The sequence below is a fragment of the Sphingobacterium corticibacterium genome, from assembly GCF_004208525.1.
Classification (GTDB): Bacteria; Bacteroidota; Bacteroidia; order Sphingobacteriales; family Sphingobacteriaceae; genus Sphingobacterium; species Sphingobacterium corticibacterium.
Map to the genome: position 1 here is coordinate 174,580 of NZ_SGIT01000003.1, position 12,719 is coordinate 187,298.

The 12,719-nt window shown below is 43.6% G+C and carries 14 protein-coding genes; 7 read left to right on the plus strand and 7 right to left on the minus strand.

Features of this window, described 5'->3' with window-relative positions; genetic code table 11:
• Position 1: 1 nt before the first annotated feature.
• The 6 genes from EWE74_RS15615 to EWE74_RS15640 all read right to left on the minus strand — a co-directional run bounded on the left by EWE74_RS15615 (position 2) and on the right by EWE74_RS15640 (position 5,062).
• Positions 2–1,030, minus strand: coding sequence for a DUF5018 domain-containing protein (locus EWE74_RS15615; protein ID WP_130142535.1), 1,029 nt, complete (start codon positions 1,028–1,030; stop codon positions 2–4).
• A 107-nt stretch (positions 1,031–1,137) separates the two neighbouring features.
• The gene (locus EWE74_RS15620; protein ID WP_130142536.1) at positions 1,138–2,388 is read right to left on the minus strand and encodes a hypothetical protein; all 1,251 of its coding nucleotides are present in this window, start codon (positions 2,386–2,388) and stop codon (positions 1,138–1,140) included.
• Positions 2,389–2,452: 64 nt separating this feature from the next.
• On the minus strand, positions 2,453–3,394 hold the full coding sequence (locus EWE74_RS15625) for an HmuY family protein (RefSeq protein ID WP_130142537.1): 942 nt from the start codon (positions 3,392–3,394) through the stop codon (positions 2,453–2,455).
• Positions 3,395–3,439: 45 nt separating this feature from the next.
• Positions 3,440–4,144: an HmuY family protein gene (locus EWE74_RS15630; RefSeq protein WP_130142538.1), complete on the minus strand. Its 705-nt coding sequence runs from the start codon at positions 4,142–4,144 to the stop codon at positions 3,440–3,442.
• Positions 4,145–4,225: 81 nt separating this feature from the next.
• A complete protein-coding gene (locus EWE74_RS15635) occupies positions 4,226–4,486 on the minus strand; it encodes a transcriptional repressor (RefSeq protein WP_130142539.1) in 261 nt (86 codons plus the stop codon).
• Positions 4,487–4,495: 9 nt separating this feature from the next.
• Positions 4,496–5,062: a biliverdin-producing heme oxygenase gene (locus tag EWE74_RS15640; RefSeq protein WP_239018681.1), complete on the minus strand. Its 567-nt coding sequence runs from the start codon at positions 5,060–5,062 to the stop codon at positions 4,496–4,498.
• Positions 5,063–5,198: 136 nt separating this feature from the next.
• Between EWE74_RS15640 and EWE74_RS15645 the strand changes: the two genes are divergently transcribed.
• The 7 genes from EWE74_RS15645 to EWE74_RS15675 all read left to right on the plus strand — a co-directional run bounded on the left by EWE74_RS15645 (position 5,199) and on the right by EWE74_RS15675 (position 11,491).
• A complete protein-coding gene (locus tag EWE74_RS15645; RefSeq protein WP_130142540.1) occupies positions 5,199–6,038 on the plus strand; it encodes a heme/hemin ABC transporter substrate-binding protein in 840 nt (279 codons plus the stop codon).
• Positions 6,035–7,075 (plus strand): FecCD family ABC transporter permease, encoded by a 1,041-nt coding sequence (locus EWE74_RS15650; RefSeq protein WP_130142541.1) that lies wholly within the window; start codon positions 6,035–6,037, stop codon positions 7,073–7,075. Before EWE74_RS15645 ends, EWE74_RS15650 begins: the two co-directional genes overlap by 4 nt.
• Positions 7,076–7,078: 3 nt before the next feature.
• A complete protein-coding gene (locus EWE74_RS15655) occupies positions 7,079–7,921 on the plus strand; it encodes a heme ABC transporter ATP-binding protein (protein ID WP_130142542.1) in 843 nt (280 codons plus the stop codon).
• 63 nt (positions 7,922–7,984) lie between these two features.
• Positions 7,985–8,959 carry a helix-turn-helix transcriptional regulator gene (locus tag EWE74_RS15660; protein ID WP_130142543.1) on the plus strand — a complete coding sequence of 325 codons (975 nt, stop codon included), beginning with the start codon at positions 7,985–7,987 and terminating at the stop codon, positions 8,957–8,959.
• 173 nt (positions 8,960–9,132) lie between these two features.
• Positions 9,133–10,323, plus strand: a complete 1,191-nt coding sequence (hflX, locus tag EWE74_RS15665; protein ID WP_130142544.1) for a GTPase HflX — start codon at positions 9,133–9,135, stop codon at positions 10,321–10,323.
• A 26-nt stretch (positions 10,324–10,349) separates the two neighbouring features.
• Complete coding sequence (lipB, locus tag EWE74_RS15670) at positions 10,350–11,045, plus strand: lipoyl(octanoyl) transferase LipB (RefSeq protein WP_130142545.1); 696 nt, start codon at positions 10,350–10,352, stop codon at positions 11,043–11,045.
• A gap of 26 nt (positions 11,046–11,071) precedes the next feature.
• Entirely contained in the window at positions 11,072–11,491 is a 420-nt protein-coding gene (locus tag EWE74_RS15675) for a 6-pyruvoyl trahydropterin synthase family protein (protein ID WP_130142546.1), read from the plus strand.
• On the opposite strand, the gene EWE74_RS15680 is transcribed toward EWE74_RS15675, so the two are convergent.
• On the minus strand, positions 11,486–12,706 hold the full coding sequence (locus tag EWE74_RS15680) for a DUF58 domain-containing protein (protein ID WP_239018682.1): 1,221 nt from the start codon (positions 12,704–12,706) through the stop codon (positions 11,486–11,488). The genes EWE74_RS15675 and EWE74_RS15680 overlap by 6 nt on opposite strands.
• Between the last annotated feature and the right edge of the window lie 13 nt (positions 12,707–12,719).

Below are 12,719 nucleotides of genomic sequence, written 5' to 3' on the forward strand. Positions count from 1 at the left end.
TTTATTCTGCTGACGCGATCTTAATATATGCACGTTGCGGAAGCCCTGATGAAACAGTAATAGACGTAGTATAACTTCCCCACATAACACCCATTGTATACGCCTTATATGTCACTTGCGAACTTATTATATCGTAATCCACATATTGCGAGAAATTATCTGGAATCTTGAATGTGATTGTGGATTCTGTAATAGATTCTATTCCAATTTCATGGTATTCTAGGGCTCCCGTAGAACCTGAAGGCCGGATACCTAACCGAATATGCAATATGTTATTTCCCTGATAATAGCGAGCTGCTGCGCCATCCGAATCATCTGTGATTTCATGTTGAATCGTAATCGTTTGACCTGGCCTTACGCTTTGTGTACCGGACGGATATGCAATCGTATATTGTTCATTCTTCAATGTTGGCTGGTACATATCCAACTCCAAACTTTCGGTTCGTACACCGCCCAAATCTACCCAAACGCGGTGCATCCCCGTATCTTGTTCCATTGTAAACGGTGGAAGTTTTGCAGTAATCTGATGTGGTGTAATGGTACTTGGATCTATTTCCAAGTCAAACTCAACACCGTCTCTCAACCGTTGCATATACACTTTGTACTGATCGAGCGGAGCTGCCATAAAATATTCTCCGCGTAAAGTAAGTTCTGATCTACTTAACCAAGGAAAAGCATTAATTAGTAATCCTTGGAGTCTTGGGATTTCTCTGTTTGGCTTAGGTATCAATCTATATTCACGTTTATCGCCATTTTCGGCTGTAACGGTATAAACCGTGTTACGGGAAAAGGCTACGCTCACATTCGCTTGTGGTTCGATAGTAGCACCAGCTGACAGGCTAATTGATGGCGATATTTCTGCTGGTAATGGCACGGCATCATCCCAATAGATGGTAATGCTATCTCCGGCAATTACCGCATCAATGGAGTCAACCAGACCATAGCCAGCTATTGTAAACGCCTGAATATCTGCATATGGTCTTTTTAGTTGTTCGTATTCTGTTTTTGAGCACGATTGCGTAAAAAACAAAACTGTGCTTAAACATATAAGGCTTGATACCTTATACAATATGTAAATATTTTTATTTGGAGTAGACATAAATTATTGTTCTATGATTAATTAAAATTATATCAATATTAGTTCTGTACACTAAATCTTAATGTGCGTATGTTGGTCGTTCTGTCAAATTGAATACCTCCAAAAAACCAGGTTATATTATCTTTACCCCAAGCGATTCCCAATTCCGGGTTATTTTCGTATTCAACATACACGTTAAATGGGGTCTGAAGCACATCATTGGATTTCATTTCGTACACCCCCTCTGGAAGATTTGGAAAACGAAATGATAATTCATACATTTCTGACTTTAGAATTTCCAGGTCGACTTCTTTGCCTACAAAGTCCTCGACAAAACCGGCTGGTGCTTGCGTAAACTTTGCATCCGCATCCACTTTTAAATACACACGTTTGACACCTATGAAAGCGGTAGCTCCTGGGTAGCGTTTATCTAAAGTTCTGGTAATAGTCGCTTCGCTTTTCTTAAATACTCGATCAAAACCTAGTACTGCAGCATTTGTGCCGTCATTGAGAACAATCGTTCCTGATAGATTATTTCTAGTAGGCATTGAATGTTCAGCGATCGCTAATCCAACCGGCAAATCTATTTGGCGCCCTTGATGCTCAACATGCACATCAAAGAATCCTATGGGAGCATCTTCCAGCCAGCCTAAAGATAATACATAGTTTTCTGCACCAATATCTAAGTTCATTTTAGAAGGGTTTTTATATTCAATTTTCTCTCCTGTTATTTGGTTTGTGAAGTAAACCTTCAAGCTTTCCATACTCAAAGAATTGAAATTACCCTCGATAAAAACTGGACCTTCGAGGGACGACCCTCTAACTCTTTGAAACAGATCTCCTCCATCGTAATACTTTCCATTAGAGGTTGAACTATTATTTCTAAACGCTAGCACTAATGTATCTCGATGTGGCGTATATTCTTGCGTAATGGTATAGGTCCTATATTGATTATCTTCGCTTCTTACGATATACTTAATCGTATCTCCAATGGCGACAGCTTGTAATTCGTCCTCTAATAAATTGATTTCTAAACTATCAACGTCCAAAAGTGTAGCACCGGGATCTAAGGTGATATCAGCTAATATATAATCCAAACCGAGATAATAAGGCAAGCGTACGTCGATCGTATTTTGCTCTTGGTTGATTGCCGCCAAAATCTCGTGTGGTGTATTGCGGACCTTGTAGGCAAGTATCCTGTTTTTAGCTTCCGATTCGTATTCTACAACTTCGGTTTTTGTACAGGAATTAAAACATATAATCAACATACTAAAAAACAATAGAGCTGCTATTCTTTTTTGAAGTGACATTTTAACGAGAGGATTTTTCATTTTATATGAATATGGTTGTTATTTATTTATGATTAAAAACGTATTAGTTACTTAAGGAATCACTAATTATCTTAGTGCCACGTGTCATATCAATTGTTAGAGGGGGTCTTCTTTCCACAAAACCAAAGCGTAGTTCTTCTGCCTTGATCACCATGTAGCGGAAACTCACCGATCCTACCAAAAAGTTTTCCAAACCCCGACGCATAAGCTCCGGGTCTAAAATATCATGATAATAAGAAAGCATTTCCACTTTTGCGTAATTCCCTCTTGCCGTCCGGACAATCATCGCTCTCGGACGAAGAGGACCTCCATGAATATTTTTTGCGTTTGGAAAGGTGCGTAGTAATTCTTCGGAAAGTGCATACAGCATGTGTGAGTACATCCGTGCTTCCTCCGCCAGTACCGGATCCGGGCTATCACGGTTGATGACCTTATCAGGGCGTATAAAATTTCCGCCATAAGTATAGACGGTCGTCCCTATTCTTGTTGACATTGTCCCTTGAGCGTCCAAGCCACCGTAGCCAGGTACTTCTAAGATTATTCCTGCCGGTACATCCATGATTTTACTGTAGAATGTATCGAGAACGACTAATCCACCGACAGCATTACTGCCATAACCAATTCCCCTAGCACTTCCACTATTGGCGGTAATATCTCCAAATCCACCAATCGACAAATCCCATCGTTCTGATACGGTATAGGCGTCATGGATTCGTGAAAAACGCTCTAAACTAAATAACGTACTTGGTTGTTCAGCATCCAAAGGGGAACGATCTGAGGGCTGTTGAATATTTTCCACACCCTCAAATGGCTGGAAATTTAATACCGTAATCTCCCGATTAAAAACCGAGTCGTTCAACGGCGTCTCCGGCTCCCATTCAAAAGCGTTGAGGTCGTACACTTCTCCACAGGAAGATAAGAACAAAATGGAGCCAAATATCATGGCAGTTAGCTTCTTTATTATAGGTATACATATTGCTTTCATTTTTTATCAGTTGTCAGTAATCAATGGATAGTTGTCAGGTATTTATCAATTCGTTTTCAGATTTTTACTACCATCCTGCTGCACAAAATATCGGAAAGTGAGGTAAGGCGCTGGCCAGAACATATCCGTTACCGCAGGCGGATTCCCTTTGTAAACACTGAACAGTTCCAGTTTGGCGAATTTGCCATCCGGCAACCGCAACACGTACGTACGGTTGGTATAGGGACGCATCACGTGCGTACTGGAATTGTAGGCATACCAACCTGGCGATTGCTCATTGTCTGCTTGGCCTATACTGACCAAGTTATTGTTGTCAAATTCCGCATCACTGGGTGCCGTAGTCACAGACTCGTACGACTGCCGCAGTAACACAATTCCCGTTTTAGCAGCTGGCCCGCCGTACCCCGGATTGTCCTGTTGCGTCGCATTGTTGATAGACACAATACTATTATATGGTCCGGAAAAAGCCAGGTCCCATTTGTCCGTCTGCATCACCGTGGAATCTGACTCTGGTCGCAACCAAATCTGCCTCTTACTCTCCAAGTTGAATAGGAACGTATAAAAATCCCGTTGCTCCTTCCCGTCAATACCTTCAGCCATTGAAGCTTTGGTATCTCCCGCCAAATCAGCAATAACCATGCTTTTGCCATCCTCTAAGGATGGTGCCTGTTCATCATCCTTGCTACATCCTACAAGAAGGATAGCAAATGAGATAAGTATTATTTTATTTAAACCAATTCTAAATAACATGACACAAAGGTGCTTAATAAGATTCAAAAGATTTATATGCAATCCGTATTATTTTATATGCGTTCTGTATTTTTTAAACAACTACACGCATAGCGTGAATTGCTGCTGCCGACTTTCGGTGTCTGCGGGTATTACACAACCAATCTGTACGAGCAACCGGATGGTGTTATAGACCGTCGCCCAGCTAATGTTATGTTGGCGTCGGATATCCCACCAAAAATCGTCTACACTTTGGATGTACTTTTTCCTACAGAGGATGTCGATAATAACACGGCGCTTTTGGCTGACAACATATCCGTTATCAGCCAAAAGCGTCATGATCATATCTTTAGCTTCCTCCATAACCAAATATTAGGATAATGTCGGCTGGGCCGCAAACACATCACCAAAACGTTGGAAAGTTTCGTTGGCCTTCCGGGTCATTGCTTCTTCATCTGCTTCTGTTTGCGGAACAGTGTCTAGTATTGCTGTGAATGCCTGCCACATCTTGCCACTGTCTGCTCCATATCCAGAGAAAAAATGGAAACCCTTATTTAGCCCATATTTTTGTAACATCTGTACGATGTAGGGACCTCCCATGATGGAGCCTTCCAGCACATACAAAACTGCGAAGGCCTCAGGTAAATTATGAACTGTAGGTGCTGTCGCTGCTGGCAGATCGGCGATATCGCCACCTAGTTCCTGAATGTCGGTTTTTATATAGGATGAATTTCTGCGCTCGTTAATATCCGGCAATGTATGACTATTGATATAAGGAGCTACCGCTCGTTCTACCGCCGAAAAATAGGCATAGAAATTCTTTAATACCTGTGCGTAATCGGTCTCGCTTCGAATGTTCTTCAATTGCAAGACGACCGTTTTTTCTAATTCTTGATGGGCCTGTTTCGTAGCCTCTTTAATTTTCGTACTTATCATCATGGTACAAAGTTGAGGAACAAGCATGGTAGTCGTTATATGGAATCCGTATTTCTTTATATGCAATCCGTATTATTTTTAATAAGTCTACATAAGAACTTGTTTTTAGCTTGTTTTAATCATTTCTTTGCAAAGAAATATGACACATATAATCGTTTTATGCTTTTCCTTGCTGACTGTTTTTTACACACAAAACATTGTGGCCCAGAACCGTATCATCACATTAAGTGGTGCATTGAGCGAAACAGTGCATGCGTTGGGAAAGGGAAAAAACATTGTGGCCGTGGATGTCACAAGTGAATATCCTGCTGCTATTAAACAGAAACCACGTGCCAGTCGTGACCGTACATTTTCGCTGGAAGGACTATTGGCCTTTAAGCCGGATTTAATCCTTGTTCCACCAAACGAAATCAGTTACGCCGTGGAAAGCAAGCTGAAGCGATTAGGTGTAAAAGTGGTCACCATCCAACAGGAATATTCCGCGAAGGGAGCCGAACGCTTCGTCCGGGAGGTTGCCGATGCCATTGGCGCATCCGCTGCAGGTGCGACGCTGGTAAAAAAGCTTCAGACAGACATAAAGCAAGCGCTGGCTGGTCTCCAAACCGGTGCGAACAAGCCAAAAGTAATTTTTATTTATGCGCGTGGTGTCGGCACGATGAGCGTAGCCGGCAAAGGTAGTTCGCTCGATGCCATCATCAGCCTTGCAGGTGGCCGCAACGCGGTACAGGAGTTTAATGATTTTAAGCCCTATAGCACGGAAGCACTGATAAAAGCAAATCCCGATGTCCTGCTATTGTTTGATTTTGGGACAAGCAGTTTAGGTGGAAAGAATGCAGTATTGAATATGCCGGGTGTATCGCTTACGAATGTCGGAAAAAACAAACGGGTCATCTCGATGGACGGAAATTTATTGGTCAATTTTTCAGTCCGTTTACCACAGGCGATCAAGGAATTGAATCAACAGTTGTATCGGAATTGAAAACGAAAATCATATACCTTTTCCTCATCATTGTCCTCTTACTGGCGATGGTTTCATCCCTTAGTTTTGGTGCCTTTTACATACCCCTTACGGAAGTATGGCTGAACATACTGCACAAAATAGGTTTGTTTCGCGCTACACCGATAGATGAACTGTACGGTGGTGTTATCGATTTGGTTCGCTGGCCACGGACGCTACTGGGCGTCTTGGTGGGCGCCGCTTTAGGTATAAGTGGCGCAGCTATCCAGGCGATTTTCCGGAATCCACTTGCGGAACCGGGGTTAATTGGTGTGTCGGCTGGAGCATCCTTAGTCGCTGCCTCCATTATCGCGTTCGAAGCCATGCTTTTTGCTTCGTTGGGCCAATTGTTCGGCCACTATCTATTAGCGGTCGGTGCTTTTGCCGGTGCCGGTATAGCAACCTGGGTCGTTTACCGAATATCCCTGCATGACGGGAAGCCCCATATCGGCACGATGATATTGGCGGGTGTGGCCATTAACGCATTAGCGGGTTCTTTGACGGGACTGATCTCTTTCCTATCAGACGAACAGCAGCTGCGGACGATCACCTTCTGGATGCTGGGAAGCTTAGGGGGTGCGAGCTGGGAAGCCGTCTGGACCATGGTACCTTTTGTATTGTTTGCAGCGGTAGGCTTACCTTTTCTGGCAAAGGCTTTGAATGTCTTTTCACTCGGCGAACAGGAAGCGAGCCAATTGGGGCAGAATCCACAACGTGTCAAGATCCTGGTGATTATCTTATGCACGATGGCCGTGGGTGCGGCGGTTTCGGTGTCGGGCATTATCGGCTTTGTGGGCTTATTGGTTCCGCACGCTGTGCGTATGTTGGGCGGTTCTGACAATCGATATGTCTTACCAGCATCAGCCTTGCTGGGCAGCATTATTTTGACTGTCGCAGATTTAATTGCCCGAACCATCGCCATACCTTCGGAAATACCAATCGGTGTAGTAACAGCGTTGCTAGGTACACCGTTATTTTTATATATCCTGATACGCGATAAGAAGAAGATAATAGTTTAGATCATGCTAATAGCAGAAAACCTAACATACACCATAAAGAAGCATACGATATTGAAAGGGGTGAATTTTGCTATTCGTCCCGGCGAGATGGTAGGTTTGCTTGGTGCCAACGGAGCGGGGAAATCGAGTTTAATCAAGTTGTTGAACGGAGAGTATACACCTACGGATGGACAAGTTAATCTGTGTGGCAATAACCTTCAATCCTATTCTGCTGTTTCTTTAGCCAAAATGCGGGCCACTATGGCGCAGCAACATCGGGTATCGGCGGATTTCACGGTGAAAGAAATTGTGATGATGGGAAGATACCCACATTATAATCAACAGCCGCAAACGGCAGATCTGGAAGCGGTGGAGCAGACTATGGAGCTGTGCGGGGTGAGTCATCTGGAGGATCGCTCTATTTTAAGCTTGTCTGGCGGTGAATCACAACGCGTACACTTGGCGCGGGTACTCACTCAACTATGGAAACAACCCAATGCCCTGTTGCTTCTGGATGAACCGATTTCCGCCATGGACATCAAATTCCAGCACCAGACTTTGACCTTGGCGCGGGCGCTGGCCGACTACGGGTGGATGGTGGTTGCAGTTTTACATGATATCAATTTGGCGGCGCAATATGCTGACCGCCTATTTCTTATGAAAAATGGGCGAAAGTTGATGGATGGGACGCCATCCGAGGTCTTAAATTCCAGAAATATCTATACCATTTTTGGAATAGACGCGGATGTTGTAGTTAATCCAACGACATTGCATACGTATATCGTGCCCAAAGTAGTACGGCCATTGTCTTTAGACTTTATCCTGAATAAAAAGAAAATAGCGGATAATAATCAAGCCGTTATTTAGAATCTTTTTAAATAATGATACAAAAAATGTATCTTTGTGTATAACGGAGTAGAGAACATTAACATGTTGATCAAATCACGTATCGAAGGACTATCTGGCTGGTTGTTTGAAGAAAACGTTCCAGATGCTTATGTTCCAAACTACAGTTTGGCCGAAAAAAGTATCGCGGTCCGGGAGGGGTCTATTTTTTTGGAAAACACACGGGTAACATCCGGTGGGTTGTTTATGATGTACTCTTCCATGCGATTCGATAAGCCAACGACGATTTACACCGAAGTAAACGGTGAGACAGTTAGTAGCCAATTTATTTTCTACAAGAAAGCAGACGACGGTGCAAAGGTAAAAAATGCGCTTTACGGAAGAAGCAGACACAATATCCGTTATATCCCAACGACGAGTAGTGAACACGAAGTCAAGTCGGGTATTGACTACATGTATTTCCTTATCGTTTTGAGTAAGGATTACTATTTTAACCTTATCGATCGGCATTCAATTCTACATGAAGATTTTGTCCGCGAGATCGAACGGGGTAATTATACTTCATTTACCGACGAGGATTTCTTTGTTACATTGGAAATGCGCCGTGTTATCGACGACATCATTCAGTGCCAACAGGAAGGAGAACTAAAACGCGTCCATACCGAGGCCCGTATCTTGGAGCTTTTGATGTACCAGCTGGAACAGCTGGGCGGCAATGGACAAGAACAGGAAGTCATTAAAGGAGACGATATCTTTAAGCTGGAACAGGCAAGGGAAATCTTGAACGAACGATACGCGGCTCCGCCAACGCAAAAAGAGCTTTCGCGTGAGGTTGGGCTTAATGAATTTAAGCTACGGCGGGGCTTTAAAGAATATTTTGGTATAACAGTCTATGATTTTATTACCCGGCTTCGTATGGAAAAGGCAAAGAAATTGCTGCTGGACGAACAGCGGTCTATTAGTGAGGTTACCTTTTTAGTTGGTTTCTCCCATCAAAACAATTTTAGTATAGCATTCAAAAAATATTTCGGAGTCCCTCCTAGCGAATTGAAACTCTAGGGTGCATAATTTTATTCCGTATTCGTATCTAAAATCCCGTCTTCTTCATTTCTCCATATCCTGTCTTATGATGCCGAAATCCGCTGGTTGGAATCGTCGCTTACGTTAGCGCAAAAACCATTATCTTTGTATGCTTGTTCTTTTTACAAAAGCTATTGGAGACGAAAAAATACATGGGAAAAACAAAAATATACGATACGGCACTTAAGCCAGAAAGGGCATTGCTCGTTTCAGTCATAACGCCAGACATTTCAGAACAAACGGCAAAAGATTATCTGCAGGAGCTCGAGTTTCTCGTGCAGACAGCCGGAGGTGAAGTACAAGATGTTTTTACGCAAAAATTGGCCAAACCGGAACACGCCACTTTTGTGGGATCGGGCAAACTGGAAGAAATCCGGCAGTATGCAGATGCCGAAGATATTGACATGATTGTGTTCGACGACGAACTGTCGCCTTCACAGCTCCGCAACGTAGAGCGTGAACTCAAACGTAAAATCTTGGATCGTTCCAACCTGATTCTGGACATCTTCGCCAAGCATGCGCAAACCGCACAGGCTAAGACACAAGTAGAGCTGGCACAACTGCAGTATCTATTACCACGGCTGACACGTATGTGGACGCACTTGGAACGGCAGCGAGGGGGTATTGGTATGCGCGGCCCGGGAGAGTCCCAGATTGAAACAGATAGGCGGATTATCCTCAACAAAATATCGTTGCTTAAAGAACGGTTACGGGTCATCGACAAACAGAATGAAACCCAGCGTAAAAACCGGGGTGAGCTTATACGTGTCGCCCTCGTCGGCTATACCAATGTCGGGAAGTCCACGATATTGAACATGATCTCCAAGTCGGACGTGCTCATGGAAAATAAACTGTTTGCAACGCTAGATACAACGGTGCGAAAGGTGGTTATCGACAATCTCCCTTTCCTACTTTCGGATACGGTTGGGTTTATCCGCAAGCTGCCACACCATTTGGTGGAATCTTTTAAATCCACGTTGGACGAGGTCCGCGAAGCGGATGTACTTATACACGTGGTCGATATCTCCCACCCCAATTTTGAGGATCATATTGCTGCCGTAAACGAAACACTGAAAGATATCCATGCACTGGACAAACCCGTTATCACCGTTTTCAACAAGATTGATGCTTATAAAGCTCCTGTAGAGGTTGATGAGAATGGTGAAGAAATTAAGGTGACGCTGGAAGATTTCAGAAACTCCTGGATGGCAAAAAACGCCGATCCGGCAATTTTCCTATCGGCTACGGAGAAAACCAATGTGGAAGAATTCAAGCAAAAGCTATACGAAATCATCTCCAAAATGCATACGGCACGCTATCCGTATAATAATTTGCTTTACTAGCTTACGATTTATAGATAGCTATTTAAATGAACAAACAAGTACAATATACAGACTGGGGGCTGGTCGATTATCAGGAGGCATGGGATCGTCAGGAAGAAATATTTACTCAAACGGTCGCGGTCAAGAACGAAAACCGGCTAAACGGTACCGCTCATCCTACCCCTAATCATCTGATCTTCACGGAGCACCCGCATGTATATACCATGGGTAAAAGTGGCCATGAAGAATACTTATTGTTGGATGAAGTAGGTCTAAAAGAGAAAAACGCTACCTTTTATAAAATTAACCGCGGGGGGGATATCACCTATCACGGACCGGGACAAATTGTAGGCTATCCCATCTTGGATTTGGATAATTTTTTTACGGATATCCATTTATATCTACGCACACTGGAAGAAGCCGTTATCCGAACGTGTGCGGAATATGGTATAGAAGCTGGGCGATATGAGGGGTACACCGGGGTCTGGCTGGATGCCGATAATGACAAAGCGCGTAAAATATGTGCGATGGGCGTCCGCGCTTCCCGTTGGGTAACGATGCATGGATTCGCTTTTAATGTGAATGCAGATCTTGGTTATTTCAGAAATATAGTCCCCTGTGGCATAGACGATAAGGATGTGACTTCACTGGAGCGTGAACTTGGGCGCAAACTGGATATGGAAGAGGCTAAAAGCAAACTCAAAGGCCATATCGCTGATTTATTTCAGATGGAATTGATATAGTGATATGTTTTATAATTAAAAGACAGATGATACTTGCAGAAAGATACCATGATATATCCTGTGGACACCGGGTGGTGGGGCATGAGGGTAAATGCCGGTTTTTACACGGCCACAACTATCGTATACATTTTACGGTGGCGGCTGATCAGTTGGACGAAATAGGTCGAGTGGTTGATTTTTCCGTGATCAAAACCGCCCTTTGTGAGTGGCTGGAGGAACATTTCGATCACAAATTTTTAATCTGGGCGAATGATGAATTGTTGTCTCAATTGCAGGAAGTGGCTGGTGACAGTTTGGTCGTCGTACCTTTCAACCCTACAGCCGAAAATATTGCGCAGTATCTGGTAGAACATATCGGACCGCAACAATTAAAAGATTACCCCGTCCGGTTAGTCTCGTGTAGAGTGGAAGAAACCGCTAAGTGTTCTGCGACGTATAGCTTATAACAACCCTCTCGCTTTAATTTCCAAATATTTGTTGATGGCATTGATGGTGAGGTTTTCCGGCGATGTATAGATGGTCTGAATTCCCTGTCTATGCAATTCTTGGATAACAAGATGCTTTTCGTAGACAAATTTCTGCGCAATAATCTGATTATACACGTCAATGGTTTTCTTTCCTTCTTTTTTCGCCATATCGATTAACTCGGTATTCTTGAATACCACCACCACCACAATATGTGTCTTGGCCAGCATACGCAAATAGGCCATCTGCCGCGAAAGCGCATCCATCGTTTCAAAATTTGTGTACAACATCAACAAGGAGCGTTTATTGATATGCTTATTGCAGAAAGTATAGAGGTTGCCAAACTCCGATTCTTCAAACGCAGTCGTTATGCTGTAGAGTCTTTCGGAGATTAGCTGCATCTGGTTATTACGTTTCTCCGCTGCGATATGGTCTGATACCGCCTTAGAAAATGTAAGCATACCTGCACGGTCCCGTTTTAGGATAGCTGCATTCGCCAGCACCAGGGTCGAGTTAATCGCATAATCCAATAAAGTCAAACCGTCGAAAGGCATGCGCATAACCCGCCCGGTATCTATAAGCGCATAAATAGGTTGGGATTTCTCCTCTTGATATTGATTCACCAACAGCTTTTTATGCTTGGCTGTCGCTTTCCAGTTGAGGTGCCGATATTCATCTCCTCGAACGTATTCCCGTATATGGTCAAATTCCAATGTAGCCCCAATTCTTCGGATGCGCTTAACTCCCAATTCCACTAGTCTATCCGTCGTGGCCAATAATTGATATTTCCGCATTTGGATAAACGAGGGGTAGCAAGGCAGTTCGAGGGATTCGTTCAACGTAAACTTTCGAGCAAACAATCCAAGTCGCAGCACCAGGACATGGCATCTTCCAAAAGCATACACCCCCCGGGAGGTCGGACGGATTTGATAGCGGATTGCTTTGATTTCCCGAGGTAGAATCGTTGACTCCAACTCCACGTTCCGTAGTTGCAGCTGTACCGGAAACTCTTCTAACAGACGGATGTGCACTTTGGTAGGATAACGACTGGTCAACTGAATCTCCATATCATTTTCATCCCCATTTGATAGCTTCTCGGGATATTTTCGCTGTATAACTATCTTACTTTTCTGATAGTATAGAAACAGCATATCCCATGCACAGGCTGCCACAAATAGCCAAAGAAGTGCGATCACAAACGGGAATAAC